Source organism: Brevundimonas sp. R86498, from assembly GCF_044598075.1.
Lineage (GTDB): Bacteria > Pseudomonadota > Alphaproteobacteria > Caulobacterales > Caulobacteraceae > Brevundimonas.
In genome coordinates this window covers 444,045-462,453 of sequence record NZ_CP139004.1, presented here as the reverse complement: position 1 = coordinate 462,453, position 18,409 = coordinate 444,045, and the positions used below count along the sequence as shown (strand labels likewise).

The following is an 18,409-nucleotide window of genomic DNA, read 5'->3' as shown; positions in this document are numbered from 1 at the left end:
GTTTGAACCCCTTCAAGGCGCAGATCATGAAGAAGCTTTCTCTGACCCTGACAGGGGTCCTCCTGGCCACCAGCGCGCTGATCGCGCCCGGCCTGGCCCACGCCCAGAACGCGCCCGTGGCGCAAACGCCCGCCCAGCAATCCGAGCCTGCCGCCGAAGGTCAGGCGACGGATGTCGAGGAGATCGTTGTTCTGGGTCGCTATATCCCCGAACCCAACCGCGAGAGCCCCGAGGTCGCGGCCTTCCTGACGTCGGAAGACCTGCAGCGCACGGGCGATTCCAACGCCGCCGCGGCCCTCACGCGCGTGACCGGTCTGTCGATCGTCGAGGGGCGTTTCGTATACGTCCGCGGCCTTGGCGAGCGCTATTCTTCGGCCCTCCTGAACGGTTCGCCGTTGCCCAGCCCCGAGCCGCTGCAGCGGGTCGTGCCCCTGGACCTCTTCCCATCCAGCATCCTGGAAGGCGTGACCGTCCAGAAGACCTATTCGGTCAACTATCCCGGTGAGTTCGGCGGCGGCGTCATCGACCTGCGCACCATCGACGCCCCGGCCGATCCCTTCTTCACCGTCTCGACCTCCCTGGGCGGCAATACCGAGACGACCGCGCAGAAGGGCCGCGTCTATTACGGCGGTCGCACCGACTTCCTCGGCTTTGACGACGGTACCCGCGAGATCCCCGACGAACTGGCGATCGCCTTCGCCTCGGGCAACCAGATCCAGGCCGGCCCGAACTACGACTCCACCGAGCTGCGCCGGATCGGCCAGTCTCTGGTGAATGCGCCGCTGCGTCTGCTCCAGACCGAGGACATTCCGGTCAACGTGGGGCTGGAAGTGTCGGGTGGCTTCTCCAACGAGACCCCGATCGGCACGCTCGGCGTCATCCTGTCGGGCGGGTACGACAACAGCTGGCGTACGCGCGCCGGCTTCCAGGAAGAGGCCCAGTTTTCGGGCAGCGACCTCATCGCCGCGACCAGCTACCGGTATCTGTCGACCCAGAATGATGTGCAGCTGAACCTGTTGGGCGGTCTTTCGCTCTCGGGCGCGGATCACGAGGTCAAGTGGACGAACCTGTACGTCCGCAACACGACCAAGGAAGCGCGCACGCGCTCGGGACCGGATTTCGACGCCGGTGGTTCCATCCTGCGCGACGACTACACCGAGTGGTTCGAGCGTGAACTGTTCTCGACCCAGCTGGCCGGTGAGCACGCCTTCATGGACGGCTCGCTGGAGCTGGACTGGCGCGCCAACTATTCGACCACGTCACGTGACGCGCCCTATGAGACCCGCTTTGGCTACGGCCAGTCGGCCTCAGGCGACTTCGTCCACGACATCGAGCGCAACCTGATCTCCTTCAGCGAGCTGACCGATGACGTCTATTCGGGTGGCGCTGATCTGGCCTATATCCTGCCGCTGTCGGACTACCGCGAGGCCAGGTTCTCGGCCGGCTTCGCCCTTTACGAGAACACCCGCGACTCCGAGCGCCGCGACCTGCGCTTCATCTCGCCCGCCGGCCTGACGACGGAACAGACGCAGAGCCGCGTCGACTTCCTGTTCTCGGACTTCAACATCAACGACACCGTGCTCCAGCTGAACGAGATCACGGGTTCGAACGGTGCGGCCGCCTATGACGCCGAACTGGTCGTCAACGCCGTCTATGGCCAGGTCGAGGCCGAGATCATCCCGCTGGTCAATCTGACGGTCGGTGTCCGCTTCGAGGATGCCGAGCAGTCGGTCACCCCGCGCGATCTGTTCGGCGGTTCGACCACATTCCAGTCCACCAGCCTCGAGGAACAGTACTACCTGCCCGCGGGAACTGTGACCTGGAACTTCGCCGAGGACATGCAGCTGCGTCTGGGCGCGTCCCAGACCATCGGCCGTCCCCAGTTCCGGGAGCTCGCGCCGCAGTCCTACACGGACCCGGAGAGCGACCGGACCTTCATCGGCAACCCCTATCTGGTGGACACCGAGATCCTGAACCTCGATGCCCGCTGGGAATGGTATTTCGCCCGACAGCAGTTCGTCACGGCCGGCGTCTTCTACAAGCAGCTGGACAAGCCGGTGGAGGCGATCATCGTCGACGTCGGAAACCAGCGGCAGCAGTCCTTCCTGAACGCGCCCGAGGCGACCATCTTCGGGGCCGAGGTCGAGGCCAAGAAGTACTTCGAGTTCCCTGACAACAGCATGGCCTTCGTCGCCAACAAGCGCTGGCTGGTCCAGGCCAACTACACCTTCTCGGACTCCGAGGTTTCGGTGGAGTCGGGCGACACCGTCCTGACCCTCGGCGGCGCGGGAACGCCCGAAAGCGCGGCCTTCTTCATCTCGGACGGCAGCCGCCTCCAGGGTCAGTCGGAGCACGTGGCCAACGTTCAGCTTGGCTGGGAAGACGATGTCGCGCGCTCGCAGGCGACGCTGATCGTCAACTATGTCTCCGAGCGGATCACCGCCCGCGGAGCTGGCGTCGCCGGAAGCCGCGAGCCGGATTACATCCAGGAGCCGGGCGTCTTCCTCGACTTCGTCTACCGGAAAGACTTCACCGCGATGGGGCAGGACCTCGGCTTCGCTTTGGAACTCCGTAACCTGCTCCAGACCGATTTTGACGAGTACCAGGAGCTCGGCAACAAGGTCCGGATCAACAACTACGACATCGGTTCCAGCGCCTCGGTCAGCCTGACCGCGCGCTTCTAGGGTCCGATCCCGCCTGAAGCAGAGGCCGCCTCCCGGACCAGGGAGGCGGCCTTTTCTTTTGCCCGGGTCGGGGCATTAGTCCGCCCGGTAGACGACCTCTCCATCCACAACGGTCAGCACGGCGCGCCCCCCGGGGATGTCGGCCGCCGGGACGGTCATCAGATCGATGCTGAACGCCGTGAAATCGGCGCGCTTGCCGACCTCGATCGTGCCCAGCTCCGCCTCGCGGAACGAGGCATAGGCGGGCCAGAGGGTGAACATCTTCAGCGCGGTGGCCCGGTCCACGGCCTCCTCCGGCCGCCAGTCCGGTCCCTGAAAGCCCTCAAGGTCGCGCCGTGCGACGGCGGCGTAGAACTCGATCAGCGGGTCACCCCGCTCGACCGGCGCATCCGATCCCCCCACCACGATCACGCCCAGATCGACCAGGCTCTTCCACGCATAGGCCCCGTCCAGCCGGTCGTCCCCGAGACGCGCGGCGGCGAAATGGAAGTCTCCGATGGCATGGCTGGGCTGCATCGAGGCGATGATCGGAAGATCGACGAAGCGATGATAGTCCGACGGCCGCAGGATCTGCGCGTGCTCGATGCGCCAGCGCACATCCGTGCCGTTCGGGCGCTCGGACGGGGGGACGGCCGCGAGGGCCATCGCATACCAGTCCGACACCTCGGTATTGCCTCGATCGCCGATGGCGTGGGTGGCCAGCTGGATGCCCGCCCTCAAAGCCTGTTCGTAGAGAGGCTCCTGGACCACGGCGGTGGTCTGCATCAGACCGGTCGTCCCCGGGGCATCCGCGTAGGGCGCATGCAGGGCGGCACCGCGGGAGCCGAGGGCACCGTCGGCATAGTATTTCACCGCCCGGGTGATGATCCGCCCGTTGGCGACGCTGCGCGGACCGGACGCGAACAGGGCCTGTGCGCCGTCGGGCGTGACGCTGTTGTAGATTTTCAGCGGTGCCTCGCCCGCCTCGGCCATGGCTTCCAGCAGGGGAATGTCCCCCCATGGCGCGCTCATGAAATGGACCCCGGTCCAGCCATAGCGGGCCTCGACCTCAAAGCCGGCGCGATAGGCGGCGCGGGTGGCGTCCGGATTGGCTTGCGGCATCAGGGGACCAAGCAACTGCTCGGCCGCATCGACGAACAGTCCTGTCAGGCGGCCGTTCGGGCCCTTGAGAATCTCGCCTCCGAACGGGGCCGCGGTCGTCTCGTCAATGCCGAGGGCGGCGAGCGCCGCCGAGGAGGCGACCATGGCGTGGCCATCGGCCCGTTGCAGTAAAACCAGACGCCCGGGCGCGGCCGCGTCCAGATCGGCCGCTGTGAGAAAGCGGGCGCCGTTCACGCTCTCGGGCCAGCGGGTCTCGATCCAGCCGCGCCCGACGATCACGCCGGTCGGATGGTCCTGGGCCCAGGCCGTCAGCCGCGCCATGGCGTCAACGACGGAGGTTGAGCCTTCCAGATTCAGCGTCAGCTCGCGCCACCCGATCCCGTCCAGATGGGCATGGCCATCGGTAAAGCCGGGGAACAGGGTCGCCCCTTCCAGATCGATAACCTCGAGCCCATCGGTTGAGGGCGCGCCCGCAGCGGAACCGACGTAGGCGATGCGTCCCGCGCGGGCGATCACGACATCCGCCGTCGGCGTTCCGTCCACGCCAGTGTGGATCGTCCCGCCGCGGATCAGCAGATCCTGGGCCCCGGCGGGCACGGCAAGCGCCGTTAGAGCGACGGCAGTCATCAGGGTTTTCAGCATGGGTCACCGGAATCGCGGAAATCGGACACTGACTAGCGGCCCGCGTGGGCCTGTCGTCAAGGTGCCGCTGGCCTGTGCGACGCCCGACCCCATATGGCCGGCATGAAACTGTTCACCATCGGATATGAAGGCGCGACCCAAGCCGACGTCATCGGCCGCCTGAAGACGGCGGGTGTCGAACTGCTGGTCGATGTCCGCGCCGTGGCCGCGTCCCGAAGGGCCGGGTTCTCAAAGACCCTCCTTGCCGAAAGCCTGAGGGCCGAGGGTATCGACTATTTGCACCTGCGCGCGTTGGGCACCCCGAAGGCCGGTCGGGAGGCCGCAAAGAAGGGCTATATCCGCGAGATGCGGGCCATCTTCGCAAACCATCTTGCCGAGCCCGCGTCCCAGCTCCAGCTGGCCCAGCTTCGGACCAGCGCCAGCAACCGGCGCGTGGCCATGCTGTGTTTCGAAGCCGATCACGCGGGTTGCCATCGGGCCGTTCTGGCCGAACAGCTGGTCGCCGAAGACGGCTTCGAGGTCGTCAACCTCTAGCCGCCGGTGGCGGCCCCCGGCACCCCGATCACGGCATCGACGGACCCGGTCGTCACCGGGTGGTACCCCGGCCGCGCGCGGGCATAGATCCGGGTGGCAATCGGCCGGCCCCAGCCCTCCTCGGCCCAGAGCGAGGTGAAGAGGGGGAGCACGAACTTGCGCCGCCCTTGGCTGGTCAGGAACTGCTCCAGGGTCGGGACCGCCGGCTGGTAGCGGTGGGCCACCGCGATCTGCAGCCAGGCATACAGGACCTCGGCATTGCCCTCGGCCCGCAGGTTCAGGGTGGATTCCAGATCAGTCAGTTGTTGAGCCGTCAGCCAGTCTCGGCCGGCGTCGAGGCGCTCGGGCCGCCAGGCGAGGAACTGCTGCCGCTCCTGGGTCGACCAGTTGGCCCACGGAATGGCCGAGGCCGCGCCTCGGTCAGCAAAGAAGGCTTCCGCCGCGGCATCGACCGCCGTGAGGGCCGGTGAAACCGGGGCGACAGCGTTGGACGGCAGGCCCGGCTGATAGACCCATGTGTCCAGCTGCAGTTCGCGCTCGAGGGCCGGATTGTCGGGGCCGACCAGGTGAGCGCGGATGTCGACGAGGAAGGTGGCGGCGTTCATTGGCCGGAAGGCATTGCGCTCGAAATAGCCCTTCATCCAGGCGTCGAACCGTTCGCGGCCCACGATCCGTTCGATGGTCCGCAGGAAGGCGGCTCCCTTCTCGTAGGCGATCGAGTTCATGCCCTCATCCGGATCGCGGCCTTCCAGATCGAGGTGAAGGCGGGTGTCGAGCGCGGGCAGGGCGGCCAGTTCAGCCTGCAGTTCGCTCCAGCCCAGAACCTGCAGCATCAAGGCCCGGTCGCGGCCGTAGACCGCCTCCATGATGCGGTTCTCGAAATAGGTGGTGAAGCCCTCGTTGAGCCAGAAGTCGGCCCATGTGGCATTGGTCACCAGATTGCCGGACCAGCTGTGGGCCAACTCGTGGGCGACCAGGGAAACGAGGGACTTGTCACCCGCGATTACCGTCGGGGTGGCGAAGGTCAGGCGAGGATTTTCCATCCCGCCGAAGGGGAAGGACGGCGGCAGCACCAGAAGGTCGAACCGGCCCCAGCCGTAGGGGCCGTACAGGGCCTCGGCGGCATCGACCAGCTGACGCATCTCGGAAAACTCGGCGCGGGCCGCCTCAAGCCGGCCCGGTTCGGTCCAGACCCCGACGCCCTCGCCGACCGAGGCAAAGGCCAGATCCCCTACCGCCACGGCGATCAGATAGGGCGGGATCGGATTGGTCATGCGGAAGCGATAGCTGTGCAGGCCGTCCGCGGCGTCCTCACCGTCGGGCGTCAGCATCTCCGCCGACATGACCGCCGTCAGGGCCTCGGGTACCCTCAGGGTCGCGCTGTAGGTCTGGCGAATGCCCGGGCTGTCCTGGGTCGGGATCCAGGTCCGCGTCAGGATGGCCTGGCCCTGGCTGAACAGGAAGGGCTGCTGGCCGCCGGCCGTCTGGGCCGGGGTCAGCCATTGCAGGGCCGCCGCATCCGGCCGGGTGGCATAGGTCACCACGATCTTCTGGACCTTGTCGGCCTCGAAGGCCGGGACCGTTACGGTCAAGGCCTGACCCTTGATCGGATCTTCGGGACCGAGAGCAAAGGCGAGCGCCCTGCCGTTCTCGTCCGCGACTGACCGGATCTCCAGATTGCGGACATCCAGGATGACCTCCGTCGCGCCGGGCTCACCGGTCACATCCAGGGTCGCGGTGCCCGACAGGGTGCGGGTCGCGAAATCGGCGACGAGGTCCAGGGCGACGTGTTTGACCCGCGCGATCTGCGGCTGGGCCCAGGAGTGAATGTCGCGCTCGTAGGTGACCGGAGCCGTCGCGGAGGGGGGCAGGGGTGGCATGTCGGATTTCGGCTCCCCGAGGCCGCAGCCGGACAGGGCGGCGACAAGAGCGAGAGTGGAGGCCATGGCGGCGAGACGGGCGCGGGACATCAGACAACTCCGGGAAACTTGGCGCGGAGGGAGCCCTGAAACCGTGGCCAGATCAAGGGCCAGACGGCGATGAACGTCTATCCGGCCGTGACCGGGACAGTATTCCGCGCCACGAACAGCCGACCGCGCTCGGCCAGCAGCACAAAGCCAAGGGCTGCGATCCCGCAGGCCGTGATGCCGAGGGTCATGGGCACGACGGTGCCGTCGAACTGTTGCCCGATCAGGAAGCCGGTCAGTGAGCCGATGATGGTGGAGATGAACCCCTGGGCCGAGGAGGCGGTACCGGCAATATGGCCCATCGGCTCCATCGCCATGGCCCCGAAATTCCCTGCCAGCAAACCGAAACAGAACATGGTCAGCCCCTGAAGGATACCAAACGTCCAGATGGTCTCATGGCCGGTCAGGGTCACGATCGCATGGAGGGCCGCAAACCCGATAAAGCCCAGCAGGGCGATGTGGCCGATCAGGCGAGACCCGAGACGCTCGACCAGCCGGGCATTCACGACCGAAGCGACGGCGATGCCCCCGGCGATCACGGCAAAGACGGTGGTGAACAGCCCGGGGGCCTCGAACACGTCGAAGAAGATCTGCTGGGATGAGTTGATGAAGGCGAAGAGGGCACCTGTGATGGCCGTCATGGCCAGGGTGTAGCCGATCGAGATGCGGTTGGTGACGGCTTCGCGGAAAGCGCGCGCGATACGGCCTGCCTGGATGGGGAGACGGTCGGCAGGGGCGAGGGTTTCCGGCAGCCGGAGCCCGGCCCATATCATCAGCGCCACCCCGGCAAAGGCCAGCACACCGAAGATTGCCTCCCATGGGGCGATCAGCAGGATCAGCTGACCGAGCGAGGGGGCGATCACCGGGACGCCGAGGAACACCAGGAAGCTCAGGCTCATCACCCGGGCCATGGTCCGGCCTGAGTAGCGGTCGCGGACAATGGAGACCGCAAGCACGCGGGTGGCTGCCGAGCCCAGCCCCTGTCCAACCCGGGCAAGGATCAGGGTTTCAAAGGAAGGGGCCAGCATCGCCAGCAGGCTGAACGCGACATAGATGCCGATGCCGATCAGCAGGATGTGCTTGCGACCGAAACGATCCGCCAGCGGGCCATAGACGATCTGCATGCCGCCAAAGCCCAGCAGGTAGGCGGTGATGACCCATTGCCGGCTGTTGTCGCTGACCACGTCGAGGGCGGCACCAATCTCCGGGAGCGCCGGCAACATGGAGTCGATCGCCAGCGCATTGAGCGCCATCATCAGGGCGATCATGCACACGAACTCGGGAAACCCCGGCCCGGGTCTGGCGATGGGCGGGGGGGCGGCGGGTGCGGTCATCGCGGGCAAATGAGGCACAGCGACTTCGGTCGCAAGTGATCGACGATCACATTTCGCAACTGCGAGACGGCGTGACCGGTCAGGGTGTGAACTGGATTGTCCGCACAACCCGGCGCGATTCGCCCGACGGCTCGGCCCCGGAGGTCCGCATCAAGGCAATTGCGGCCGCACCGAAGCCCAGGCCGGGGTGGGTTTCCTCCAGAACGGTGCAGGTCTCGATCTGTCCCTGAGCGTTCGCGACGCATTCGACCGCAACGGCGACGCTTGCAAGGACGGGAGCGGTGGAAACGGGCGGGGCTGGCGGCGAGGCCATGACGCGAAGCGTCGTTGGCTTTTCCAATCCGGACGGGTCCAGCAGTAAAAGAGCGAGAGCGAGGGTGATCATGGCAACAACCGGAACTCAGTGTGGTCCAAAAATGACCGAGCGCCATTTCCGTTCCGCTCGTCCGATCGTCTGGTGCCCCGGGCCGGGGTCGAACCGGCACTCCTTTCGGAACCGGATTTTGAGTCCGGCGCGTCTACCAGTTCCACCACCGGGGCCCGCATTCCGTCTTTAATGAGCTAATGCTCATTGCGCTACGTGAGGCGGCAATTTTTACGGACCTCTTGCGTTCCATCGTGGTGTAACGCATCTGCCCGATATGAATGACGTTCCTTCTGCCGGCAACCTCCCCGATCTCGCCATCGTCTATGAGCATCCGGACTGGTTCGAGCCGCTTTTCGCGGCGCTGGACCGGCACGGGGTCAGCTACGTCAGGGTGCCGCTGGCTGGTCACAGCTTCGATCCCGCCGGATCGCCGGCCCCGGCGACCGTGGTGTTCAGCCGGGTGGCCATGTCGTCCTTCCTGCGTGAGCCGGAACATCCGATCTTCCATGCCCAGAGCCTGTTCGAGCATTGGCAGGGGCAAGGGACACGGGTGGTCAACGCCTCCGCCCTGAACATCGACACCTCCAAGGCGCGGCAGATGTCCCTGATCGCCCGGCTGGGGCTGAAGGGGCCGGCGACCCGGGTTGCGCACCGACAGGCGGACATCCCCAAGGCGGCCGAGGGACTTCGTTTTCCGGTTCTGGTCAAGGCCGACATCGGCGGTGCCGGAGCCGGGATCACGCGCTACGAGACTCCCGAAAAGCTGGCCGAGGCGGCGGGCGAGAAATGGTGTCCCGTCGGGGTCAATGGCATCTCGCTGGTCCAGGAATATGCGCCACGCCGGGATGGCAAGATCACCCGGGTCGAGACGCTGAACGGCCGTTATCTCTACGCCATCGACATCGAGAGCCCGGGCGACGCCTTCGACCTGTGCCCGGCCGATGCCTGTCTGGTCCGGCCCGGGGCTCCGACCCTGACCATGACGAAGGCGACACCGCCGGCCGAGATCATCGCGGCCGTTGAACGTCTGGCCGTGGCGGCAGAATTGGAGGTCGGTGGCATCGAGTATCTGATCGACGACCGCGACGGCTCGGTGCTGTTCTATGACATCAACGGCCTGTCGAACTTTGTGGCGAAGCCGGTCGAGGTGCTGGGCTTCGACCCGCACGACAACCTCGTCGACTGGCTCAAGGGCATTGTGGCGGAAGAGAAGGCGAAGCGCGCATGAGGTATGGATACTGGGCTCCCGTGTTCGGCGGCTGGCTGAGGAACGTGGCCGACGAGCGTGAGGCGTCTTGGGAGAATGCGTCGCGTCTGGTGAAGCGGTCGGAGGCCCTGGGCTACGACCTGACCCTGATCGCCGAGCTGAACCTGAACGACATCAAGGGCATTGAGGCCCCGGCTCTCGACGCCTGGTCGACGGCGTCGGCGCTCGCTGCGGTGACCGAGACGATCGAACTGATGGTGGCGGTGCGCCCGAACTTCCACCAGCCGGCCCTGTTCGCCAAGAAGGCCGCCAACATCGACCGGATCTCCGGCGGGCGACTGGCTTTGAACGTTGTGTCCTCGTGGTGGGCGAAGGAGGCCGAGAGCTATGGCCTTCAGTTTGACCAGCACGACGACCGCTATGCACGGACGACCGAATGGCTGCAGGTGCTGGACCGGCTCTGGACCGAGAAACGCGTGGATTTCGAGGGGCGGTACTACACGCTGAACGACGCGATCGTAGAGCCCAAGCCGCTGTCGACGCCGGAACGGCCGCGTCCGGTCATCTACGCTGGCGGCGAGTCCGAGGCGGCCAAGAGTTTGATCGCCCGGCACTGCGACGCCTATGTCATGCACGGTGACGAACCGCAGCATATCGCCGCAAAGGTGGCGGACATGCGGACGCGGCGCGAGGCGCTGGGTCTGCCCCCCATGCAATACGGCATGGCCGGTTACGCCATCGTCCGCGACACCGATGCGGAGGCGCAGCGTGAGCTGGATCGGATCACGACCATCCCCGGTCTAGCCGAGGGGACGCCGCCCGCCGGCTTCGCCAACTTCGACCAGTGGCTTTCAGGCACGGAGCTGGAGCGCGAACTCAAGATCCGGGAATACAGTGTCTCGAACCGGGGGCTGCGTCCCGGCTTCGTCGGGACGCCGGAAACGGTGCGGGCGCAGATCGAGGAATTCGAGGCCGCGGGTCTGGATCTCCTCCTGCTGCAGATGTCGCCGCAGGATGAGGAAATGGAGCGGTTCTCGGCCCAGGTGATGCGCCCGGCCTAACGCATCAAATAGTTGATCCGGAAGGCGATAATGCGGGGCGCGTATTGACCCGGGGTTTCGCCCGGGCTGGCGATGCGCGCGTCCCCGACACTGCGTAACCCGTTGCGCCCGAACCCGGCATCGAACGGGAACTCCGACTCGACCACGCAGTCACCGAGGCTGCCCTCGGGCCGAACCGCGCAGGAGACCACCGCATAGCCTTGCGCGTAGTTCGTGGCGGGGTAGCGGGGGCGGGGCGGCTGGGCCCATGTCACGCCGGCGGGCAGGCCGCCTTCCTCGATTTCGGGAAGAAGGGCGTCGCGCGGGTCGACGACGGGACGATTGCAGGCCGCCAGGGTTTCATCGATGGCGACGCTGGAAGCCGGCAGGACGAGGTCATGGCGGAGATTGCGCCCGTCGTCGGCCCCCCCGGGAATGGTGATGCTGACCGGCCCGCCCGCCCGGAGTTCGCGGGCGAGGGGGGCCGGATAGTCCGCGATGGCGACGGAGCGGTCGGTCGTCACGTTCCAGCGCGTGTCCGAAATCGCCTCGTCACCGACCCTGATCCGCAGGGTTCGTGTCTTCTCCCGGCGACGGACTTCCGGCAGGCCCGCGATCACCGCGCCGAAGTTTCCATCGACGCAGCGGAAGGCGATCGTCAGGCCGGTGGTCATGGGGACGAAGGCGAAGACGGTCTTCTGTTCCGGCTGGCGGACGATCTCCCAGTCGTCTGTCACGTCCTGGGCGAGGGCTCCGCCTGCGGAGGCGAGGGCGACGAGGGTGGCGAGGGCTTTCGAAGACATGCGGGACTTTCGACCGGAGCGGGGATCAGGCGACGGGGGCGGCCTCGACATGGCTGTCGGTGCCGCCGGAAAGCAGACGGCGTGCGCGGATGAACATCTCGATCCGTTGCACGACGATCATGCCAACCACGAACAGCAGAAAGGCATCGGCGATGGCCAGCGTGTTCAAATGCCAGTCCGCCGCGTGAGGTTCCAGAATCGCGCGCAGGGTCCCTCGGCCCAGAAGCAGGACGACGATCAGGATGATGCCGAGAGGTGAGGCCTGGGCTTTCAGCGTCCCGTCCGGATGGCGTTCGATGGTCGTCATCTTCCCGCGCCACCAGCCGGCCGCGCCGCCGAGGATGAGACCCGAGGCCAGCATGGCCCAGGCGACGAGGTCGAACGGCGTGTGATCGGCACCCGGTTCCATGCTGGTGCCCCAGAGCGCCAGGCCCATCAGGGGGACGATGAGGGCGGGCATCACCCACATCCGGCCAGGACGCAGGGTCCGGGGCGCGCGGTTCCTCAGCAGGATGATCGGCAGCGCGATCAGGATGGCGATCAGCGGTGCGTACTGTGCAGGCGTCACGGCAGGGTCCCCGACAGCCCCTCACTGCCCGGTTCGGATAAGCGCACCCCGGTGCGGCAGGAAAGGGTCACAGCGGCTCGACGACCTGTTCGATGGCCCCGAAGATCGAGTGGTGCCGGTCGTCCAGCATCTCGATCCGGACGGTATCGCCGTGCTTCAGGAAGGGTGTGACGGGCGCGCCGCCGGTCAGGGTCTCGACGGTGCGGACTTCGGCGATGCAGGAATAGCCCAGCCCGCCCGCGCTGACCGGTTTGCCGGGGCCGCCGTCGGCGTCGCGGTTGGAGACCGTGCCCGAGCCGATGATGGAGCCTGCGCCAAGTGAGCGGGTCTTCGCGAGATGGGCGATCAGGACACCGAAGTCGAAGGTCATGTCGACGCCGGCGTCGGCGCGGCCGAAGTCCTGGCCGTTCAGCTGGACCGAGAGCGGACCGTGCAGCTTGCCGTCCTGCCAGCGATCGCCCAGGGCGGAGGGGGTGGCGAAGACAGGCGACAGGGCGCTGGCCGGCTTGGACTGGACGAAGCCGAAGCCCTTGGCCAGTTCGCCGGGGATCAGGTTCCGCAGCGAGACGTCATTGACGAGGCCAACGAGACGGATGTGATCCCGCGCCTGCTCCGGGGTCACGCCCTGGGGCACGTCGCCAGTGACAACCACCACCTCGGCCTCGAGGTCGCAGCCCCAGCTTTCGTCGGCCAGCGGGATGGGGTCGCGGGCCCCCATGAACTGGTCGGACCCTCCCTGGTACATCAGGGGATCGGTCCAGAAGCTGGCGGGCATCTCGGCACCCCGGGCCTTCCGGACCAGTTCGACGTGGTTCACATAGGCAGAACCATCGGCCCATTGGTAGGCGCGGGGCAGGGGGGCGGCGGCCTCTCGCTCATGGAAGCGGCCGCGTGGCACGGCCTCGTGGTCGAGGCTTTCGGCGAGCGCCCGCAGAAGGGGCTCACAGCGGTCCCAGTCGTCCAGCGCCGCCTGCAGGGTGGGAGCGATCAGGAAGGCGTCGGTGAACCAGTGCAGGTCGGAGGAGACGACGACGAGGCGGCCGTCACGGCCGTGCTTGAGCGAGGCGAGTTTCATGTCGTGACCTTACACGCCGGGGCGAGGGAGGCCAGACATCGCATCAGTGAGCGGGTCCGGCGGCAGTGTGGTGCGTGGGTTTGGGGGCAGGCACCAGCGTGGTCAGCTGGACGGCCGCGGCCTCCAGCTCGTCGATACGGGCGCTGGAGGCCGGATCCGAGGTGGCGGTCCCCCAATGCACCGCGAAGGCCTCGACCGCCGCGCGGACGGCGGCCGTCTGTTCGGCCGCAGAGAGCGGGCCCGGCGGGGGAGGCGGCGTCGCGGGCGGGGGGGCAAGGTTCACAATGGCCCCGACCAGACCCCCCTCCGCCGTGCTGACCTCGGCAACGGCGGCCGCGCTTCCCCCGGCTGCAGCGCTGGCGGCGGAACCCCCGCCCTGACCCGGGATGGGGACGATGATGGCGTGAGGGGACGGGGCCGGAGGTGTCGGCGGCGCGGGCGGAGTGGGTGGCGTCTTGCGCTTGCCGGCCAGGGCGTCCTTGAGCGCCGCGGTGGCCTTGCCGAGGTCACCGGTCACCCGCGCCACATCGCCGAGCCGGATTTCGACCTCGTCAACGAGGGCCTGGGCGGCATTGGAGGTGGCCCCGCCGTGGGCCGCGAGCGCCGCAATCAGCTTGCGCTGGATGGCGGCGTGGATCGAGGCGGCCACCACGCGTGGCGACGGCTTGCGGTCGCGCTCCCCCAGCCGGGCGAAGGCGTGGCCGGCCGCAACGGCGAGGCCGAGCAGGACAAGGCCTGCGAGGATCATGGGCAGATCGATGACCGGGGTGAACCGTTCGACCGGAAAGTCCTGCGGATACATCGGAAGACCCCTCTGCGGCTTGCGCGGCCGATCATGGCGGGACCGCCACGCTTGGCAATGGAAAAGGTTAACGCCGGTCTGTGAAGGTTGTGGGTGGCTCCGGTCAGGGGGCGTGCAGGAGGGCGCGGGCCTCGGCCCCCTCGCGGGCGGCGGCGTCGCGGACCTCGACCTCCACCACGATCGCGCCGGCCGGGTCATGGGCCCACAGATAGCGGCGGGCAACCTCGACGGTGCGGCCCGAGGGGGCGAAGCCCTCGAAACTGTCGCCCCAGGGCGTGATGCGTTTCAGCTCCGGCCATGTCAGGGCGCAGGCGGCGTTCAGCTCCTCCTCGGCCATGGCGGTCAGTTCGTCGGACGGGCTCACAGCCATCGGCGCACCTTCTTGCGATAGCGGTCATAGTCGGCCCCGAACCGCGCCTGGAGATAGCGTTCCTCGCGCCGGATGACGAACCGGTCCACGACGACGAGGCAGGGGATCAGGAGGGTGAGCGCCACCAGGCTATCCAGTCCGGTGGCCAGGGCCAGATAGGTGATGGCGAAGCCCAGATAGATCGGGTTGCGCGTGACGCCATAGACGCCGGTCGTGACCAGGGCGGTCGAGGGCTTCCACGGCTGGACCGCCGTGCGGGCCCTGCGGAACAGGCCGGCCGCCCAACCCTCGATCCCCAGCCCGATCAGAAGACCGGCCACCGCCAGCCCGCGGCGGAGGGTATCCGCAAGGCCGAGGCCAGGGGCACCGATGAACTCGCCCAACCCCCAGCCCAGAAGCAGGAAGCCGAGAAAGATCAGCGGTGGCGGGGCGATCACGCCCGGATGGTCACGCTGCGGGCTCTGGCTCACGGTCGGGGCTCATCGGCATAGATGGCGACGGTGGCCGGGACGCCCGCCGAGACGGCCCCGCGGTACATGCCGGAGGTGGTCATGGCGAAGGCCGGGCGACCCTGCGCATCCATGACGATCACCCCGCCGGTTCCGCCCAGCGCAAGGGCGTCGTCGACCTCGGCCTGGGCTGCGGCCTGCCCGGTCGTGCCCGTCGCGATCCGCATGCAGATGTCGCGGGCGACCGAGGCCCGGATGTAGAACTCGCCGTCGCCGGTCGCCGACACCGCACAGCCGTCGGCGTTCGAGGCATAGGTGCCCGCGCCGATCACCGGCACGTCGCCGACCCGACCCCAGCGTTTCGCGGTCATGCCGCCGGTCGAGGTCCCGGCCGCGAGGGTGCCGGACTGGTCGAGGGCGACGGCACCCACGGTGCCGAACTTGCGCTCGTTCAGGGGCGGGGCGGGTTCGGCCAAGGCCACGCCGCCGATGGGCGAACCGGGGGTGCCGACGGGAGGGAGGGGCGGCAAGGCTATGCCCTGTTCGGTCAGATTCCGGATCATCTGGTCCCAGCGGCGCCGGGTGAAGAAGTAGGACGGATCGACCTGCTCCAGTCCGACCGAGGCGGCGAAGGTGTCGGCCCCCTCGCCGATCAGCATGACGTGGGGCGACTGCTCCATGACGGCGCGGGCGGCGGCGATCGGGTGGCGGGTAGTGGTCAGGCCGGCGACGGCCCCGGCCGTCCGGTCGCGACCGTTCATGACGGCGGCGTCGAGCTCATTGCGGCCAGCAGCCGTGAAGACCGCGCCACGACCCGCATTGAACAGGGGATCGTCCTCCATCAGCTGGATCGCTGACTGGATCGCGTCGAGGGCCGACCCGCCGCGCTCCAGCACCGCCTTGCCGGCCTCAAGGGCCCGCGTCAGGGCCGCGCGGTAGGCCATGTCCTGTTCCGGCGACAGGCTGGCACGCTCGATCACCCCGGCCCCGCCGTGGATCGCGAAGCTCCAGCGCGGCGCGTCCTGGGCCGCAGCCGGTAGCGCGAGGGCGGCCATGGCGGCGGTGGCGATGAGGGCGCGCAGGATCATGAGCAGGGTTCCGGTCGGTTGCGGCCCCCATGGTGCACCGGGGCGGGGTGAAGGGTCCAGTTCCCTGGCCTGATGCAAAAAAACAGAGTCCACTGAGTCCGCTGAGTCCGCTTGCCCGCCCCGGTGCCCCCGGTCCGGGCCACGCGCCGTGGCCAGGACGCAAAAAACAGAGTCCGTTGAGTCCGTTGAGTCCGCTTGTCCCGGTCGCCGATCGGTCCGTTGAGGACTTTAGCCGGCCGCTACGTCAGAATCGGTCGCACGCCACGGGCGGGTCAGGGTTCCCGCCTGTGGTGCGCGCGCTTCCAGATGCGATAGCCAATGATCGGCACGAAGCCGCCGACCAGCGCCGCGATCAGCACGGTCCAGAAGCCGCCGCCCAGTCCGAACTGGCCCACCAGCCCGCCCACGATCGCCGCCGCGAGCGGGCCGAGGAAGGGCAGCCAGTGCGGCGGTGCGACCTTAATGGGCGTCGACCTTGATTACGCCGCGCCGGATCTGGTCCAGCTCGATGGAATCGAACAGGGCCTGGAAATTGCCCTCGCCGAACGCCTGATTGCCCTTGCGCTGGATGATCTCGAAGAAGATCGGGCCGAAGGTGTCCTGTGTGAAGATCTGCAGCAGCAGGCCGTCCTCGTCCGACCCGTCGATCAGGATGCGGTTCAGACGCATGCGGGCCACGTCCTCGCCGTGGTTGGGCAGGCGTTTGTCGATGAGGTCGAAATAGGTCTCGATCGTATCCTGGAAGGGGATGCCGCGACGCTTCATCTCCTCGACCGTTTCGAAGATGTTGTCGGTGGCCAGGGCGATGTGCTGGATGCCCTCGCCGTTGTAGCGGCGCAGGAACTCCTCGATCTGGGAGCTGTCGTCCTGGCTCTCGTTCAGGGGGATGCGGATGGCGCGGTCGGGCGCGATCATGGCCTGGGACAGCAGTCCGGTCGCCTTGCCCTTGATGTTGAAGTATTTCTGCTCCTCGAAGGCGAAGACATCGCCATAGAAGCCGGACCATGTCCGCATCTGGCCGCGCCGGACGTTGTGCGTCAGGTGGTCCAGGCTGAAAAGGCCCACGCTGTTCCTGCGCTCGGCCTCCTCCCAGCCCTCGATCTCGTCCCAGGTGTCGTAGAGGGAGCCGGCCTCGCCGTACTGGTCGATGATGTAAAGCAGCGAGCCGCCGATGCCCTGCAGCACGTAGGGATAACCACCACCGAGCGCGCCGCCGTCGTGGGCTTCGGCCGGCTTCGCGCCGCGCGACACAGCGCTGTCGAAGGCCGCCTTCGCGTCGGTGACCCGGAAGGCCATGCCGTTGGCCGAGGGGCCGTGCTCTGTCGAGAATTCGGCGGCCTGGCCGGCGGGCGAGCGGTGGACCAGCATGGTGATGTCACCCTGCTTCAGCCGGACGACATCATTGGCCGGATTGATGTGGGTCCGGGTGAAGCCCATCAACTCCAGACGGGCGACCATGGCCGCCGGGTCGGGCCCGGTGAACTCGACGAATTCGAAACCATCGACCCCCAGGGGATTGGCGGGGGCGGCGGGCGCGGCGGCCCGGGTCGGGGCGGTCAGGTCGTCCATGAGCGTCTCCTGAAACTTTGGCGGGACCGGCCCTTGCCGAATGTCGGGGGCCGGTCGATTGGCGCGGAACCTAGTGGCCTCGCCGCCACAAGCCAACCCGCGGTCGCGCAGGCGTGAACCGGGCGCTCGCCTCCGCCAGCGGATTTGGCTAGGGGCTGGACCATGACCGACACCTCCAATCACCACACCGACGATCCGCGCCAGGGCTTTATCGGGCTGGTCGCCGGACTGGCCGAGGCGTCCGGACCCGACGGCCTGACCCTGCGTGAAATCCGGGACCGCCTGGACGAGCGGGCCTTCGGCCTGATGATCCTGATCCTGGCCATCCCCTGTCTGGTGCCGGCCCTGTATGGCGTGCCGCAGATCGTGGGCATTCCCATCCTTCTGCTGGCCGGCCAGATGCTGGTGGGGCGCGAGGAGCCCTGGCTGCCGGAGGCGGCGCTGAAGCGGCGGGTGTCCAAGGCGATGCTGGACCGGATGGCGGACTTCGCCGTCAAGCGGATGGGCTGGTTCGAGCGGCTGTCGCGGCCCCGGCTGACGCTGTTCACGCAAGGGATCGCGGAACAGGCGGCCGCCGCCTTCATGATCCTGGCGACCCTGACGATCGTCCTGCCCATGACCAATACGGTCCCGTCGGTGGCCCTGGCCCTGCTGTCGGTCGGGCTGATCCAGCGGGACGGCGTGTTCGTGGCCGCCGGGGCGGCGGTGGCGACCGGCTGGTTCACGGCGCTGCTGGTGGTCGGGATCGGCTTCATCGTCGGGGCCGGCTGGGCCGTGGGCCTGATGGCGCGCTTCACCGGGTAACGGGA

General features: G+C 67.6%; 18 protein-coding genes and 1 tRNA gene. 5 read left to right on the top strand and 14 right to left on the bottom strand.

The window, feature by feature from the left end; genetic code table 11:
• Positions 1–26 precede the first annotated feature (26 nt).
• Entirely contained in the window at positions 27–2,684 is a 2,658-nt protein-coding gene (locus SJY26_RS02320; RefSeq protein ID WP_396594555.1) for a TonB-dependent receptor domain-containing protein, read from the top strand.
• 75 nt (positions 2,685–2,759) lie between these two features.
• On the opposite strand, the gene SJY26_RS02315 is transcribed toward SJY26_RS02320, so the two are convergent.
• Positions 2,760–4,412, bottom strand: a complete 1,653-nt coding sequence (locus SJY26_RS02315; RefSeq protein WP_396594554.1) for an amidohydrolase — start codon at positions 4,410–4,412, stop codon at positions 2,760–2,762.
• A gap of 117 nt (positions 4,413–4,529) precedes the next feature.
• Here SJY26_RS02315 and SJY26_RS02310 point away from each other — a divergent pair, with 117 nt between their 5' ends.
• Positions 4,530–4,961, top strand: coding sequence for a DUF488 family protein (locus SJY26_RS02310; RefSeq protein ID WP_396594553.1), 432 nt, complete (start codon positions 4,530–4,532; stop codon positions 4,959–4,961).
• On the opposite strand, the gene SJY26_RS02305 is transcribed toward SJY26_RS02310, so the two are convergent.
• The 4 genes from SJY26_RS02305 to SJY26_RS02290 all read right to left on the bottom strand — a co-directional run bounded on the left by SJY26_RS02305 (position 4,958) and on the right by SJY26_RS02290 (position 8,802).
• A complete protein-coding gene (locus SJY26_RS02305) occupies positions 4,958–6,931 on the bottom strand; it encodes a M1 family metallopeptidase (RefSeq protein ID WP_396594552.1) in 1,974 nt (657 codons plus the stop codon). The genes SJY26_RS02310 and SJY26_RS02305 overlap by 4 nt on opposite strands.
• A 77-nt stretch (positions 6,932–7,008) precedes the next feature.
• Positions 7,009–8,262 (bottom strand): multidrug effflux MFS transporter, encoded by a 1,254-nt coding sequence (locus tag SJY26_RS02300; protein ID WP_396594551.1) that lies wholly within the window; start codon positions 8,260–8,262, stop codon positions 7,009–7,011.
• A 79-nt stretch (positions 8,263–8,341) separates the two neighbouring features.
• Entirely contained in the window at positions 8,342–8,647 is a 306-nt protein-coding gene (locus SJY26_RS02295) for a hypothetical protein (RefSeq protein ID WP_396594550.1), read from the bottom strand.
• 70 nt (positions 8,648–8,717) lie between these two features.
• A tRNA-Leu gene (locus SJY26_RS02290) sits at positions 8,718–8,802 on the bottom strand.
• 101 nt (positions 8,803–8,903) lie between these two features.
• Between SJY26_RS02290 and SJY26_RS02285 the strand changes: the two genes are divergently transcribed.
• Positions 8,904–9,857, top strand: a complete 954-nt coding sequence (locus SJY26_RS02285) for a RimK family alpha-L-glutamate ligase (RefSeq protein ID WP_396594549.1) — start codon at positions 8,904–8,906, stop codon at positions 9,855–9,857.
• Positions 9,854–10,897 (top strand): LLM class flavin-dependent oxidoreductase, encoded by a 1,044-nt coding sequence (locus tag SJY26_RS02280; protein ID WP_396594548.1) that lies wholly within the window; start codon positions 9,854–9,856, stop codon positions 10,895–10,897. Before SJY26_RS02285 ends, SJY26_RS02280 begins: the two co-directional genes overlap by 4 nt.
• Here SJY26_RS02280 and SJY26_RS02275 read toward each other — a convergent pair.
• The 9 genes from SJY26_RS02275 to hppD form a co-directional block, all read right to left on the bottom strand.
• Positions 10,894–11,679 (bottom strand): hypothetical protein, encoded by a 786-nt coding sequence (locus SJY26_RS02275; protein WP_396594547.1) that lies wholly within the window; start codon positions 11,677–11,679, stop codon positions 10,894–10,896. The genes SJY26_RS02280 and SJY26_RS02275 overlap by 4 nt on opposite strands.
• 25 nt (positions 11,680–11,704) lie before the next feature.
• Entirely contained in the window at positions 11,705–12,247 is a 543-nt protein-coding gene (locus SJY26_RS02270) for a CcdC protein domain-containing protein (protein WP_396594546.1), read from the bottom strand.
• 67 nt (positions 12,248–12,314) lie between these two features.
• Positions 12,315–13,322: a fumarylacetoacetate hydrolase family protein gene (locus SJY26_RS02265; RefSeq protein WP_396594545.1), complete on the bottom strand. Its 1,008-nt coding sequence runs from the start codon at positions 13,320–13,322 to the stop codon at positions 12,315–12,317.
• Between the two features lie 43 nt (positions 13,323–13,365).
• On the bottom strand, positions 13,366–14,124 hold the full coding sequence (locus SJY26_RS02260; protein ID WP_396594544.1) for a hypothetical protein: 759 nt from the start codon (positions 14,122–14,124) through the stop codon (positions 13,366–13,368).
• A gap of 103 nt (positions 14,125–14,227) precedes the next feature.
• Positions 14,228–14,494 carry a hypothetical protein gene (locus SJY26_RS02255; RefSeq protein WP_396594543.1) on the bottom strand — a complete coding sequence of 89 codons (267 nt, stop codon included), beginning with the start codon at positions 14,492–14,494 and terminating at the stop codon, positions 14,228–14,230.
• Entirely contained in the window at positions 14,485–14,964 is a 480-nt protein-coding gene (locus SJY26_RS02250) for a methyltransferase family protein (protein ID WP_396594542.1), read from the bottom strand. Before SJY26_RS02250 ends, SJY26_RS02255 begins: the two co-directional genes overlap by 10 nt.
• The gene (locus tag SJY26_RS02245) at positions 14,961–16,031 is read right to left on the bottom strand and encodes an isoaspartyl peptidase/L-asparaginase family protein (RefSeq protein ID WP_396594541.1); all 1,071 of its coding nucleotides are present in this window, start codon (positions 16,029–16,031) and stop codon (positions 14,961–14,963) included. The genes SJY26_RS02250 and SJY26_RS02245 overlap by 4 nt, the downstream gene beginning before the upstream one ends.
• Before the next feature lie 272 nt (positions 16,032–16,303).
• Positions 16,304–16,426, bottom strand: a complete 123-nt coding sequence (locus SJY26_RS02240) for a hypothetical protein (protein WP_396594540.1) — start codon at positions 16,424–16,426, stop codon at positions 16,304–16,306.
• 64 nt (positions 16,427–16,490) lie between these two features.
• On the bottom strand, positions 16,491–17,600 hold the full coding sequence (gene hppD / locus SJY26_RS02235; protein ID WP_396594539.1) for a 4-hydroxyphenylpyruvate dioxygenase: 1,110 nt from the start codon (positions 17,598–17,600) through the stop codon (positions 16,491–16,493).
• Between the two features lie 162 nt (positions 17,601–17,762).
• On the opposite strand from hppD, the gene SJY26_RS02230 reads away from it, so the two are divergent.
• Complete coding sequence (locus SJY26_RS02230) at positions 17,763–18,404, top strand: exopolysaccharide biosynthesis protein (protein ID WP_396594538.1); 642 nt, start codon at positions 17,763–17,765, stop codon at positions 18,402–18,404.
• The last annotated feature ends 5 nt before the right edge of the window (positions 18,405–18,409 follow it).

Excerpts from the sequence above, each read along its gene's own strand:
- SJY26_RS02285 (WP_396594549.1), top strand. The coding sequence starts at position 8,904 with ATGAATGACGTTCCTTCTGCCGGCAACCTCCCCGATCTCGCCATCGTC.
- SJY26_RS02275 (WP_396594547.1), bottom strand. The coding sequence starts at position 11,679 with ATGTCTTCGAAAGCCCTCGCCACCCTCGTCGCCCTCGCCTCCGCAGGC.
- SJY26_RS02280 (WP_396594548.1), top strand. The coding sequence starts at position 9,854 with ATGAGGTATGGATACTGGGCTCCCGTGTTCGGCGGCTGGCTGAGGAAC.
- SJY26_RS02300 (WP_396594551.1), bottom strand. The coding sequence starts at position 8,262 with ATGACCGCACCCGCCGCCCCCCCGCCCATCGCCAGACCCGGGCCGGGG.
- SJY26_RS02255 (WP_396594543.1), bottom strand. The coding sequence starts at position 14,494 with ATGGCTGTGAGCCCGTCCGACGAACTGACCGCCATGGCCGAGGAGGAG.
- SJY26_RS02320 (WP_396594555.1), top strand. The coding sequence starts at position 27 with ATGAAGAAGCTTTCTCTGACCCTGACAGGGGTCCTCCTGGCCACCAGC.
- SJY26_RS02315 (WP_396594554.1), bottom strand. The coding sequence starts at position 4,412 with ATGACTGCCGTCGCTCTAACGGCGCTTGCCGTGCCCGCCGGGGCCCAG.
- SJY26_RS02230 (WP_396594538.1), top strand. The coding sequence starts at position 17,763 with ATGACCGACACCTCCAATCACCACACCGACGATCCGCGCCAGGGCTTT.
- SJY26_RS02310 (WP_396594553.1), top strand. The coding sequence starts at position 4,530 with ATGAAACTGTTCACCATCGGATATGAAGGCGCGACCCAAGCCGACGTC.
- hppD (WP_396594539.1), bottom strand. The coding sequence starts at position 17,600 with ATGGACGACCTGACCGCCCCGACCCGGGCCGCCGCGCCCGCCGCCCCC.
- SJY26_RS02295 (WP_396594550.1), bottom strand. The coding sequence starts at position 8,647 with ATGATCACCCTCGCTCTCGCTCTTTTACTGCTGGACCCGTCCGGATTG.
- SJY26_RS02265 (WP_396594545.1), bottom strand. The coding sequence starts at position 13,322 with ATGAAACTCGCCTCGCTCAAGCACGGCCGTGACGGCCGCCTCGTCGTC.
- SJY26_RS02260 (WP_396594544.1), bottom strand. The coding sequence starts at position 14,124 with ATGTATCCGCAGGACTTTCCGGTCGAACGGTTCACCCCGGTCATCGAT.
- SJY26_RS02305 (WP_396594552.1), bottom strand. The coding sequence starts at position 6,931 with ATGTCCCGCGCCCGTCTCGCCGCCATGGCCTCCACTCTCGCTCTTGTC.
- SJY26_RS02245 (WP_396594541.1), bottom strand. The coding sequence starts at position 16,031 with ATGATCCTGCGCGCCCTCATCGCCACCGCCGCCATGGCCGCCCTCGCG.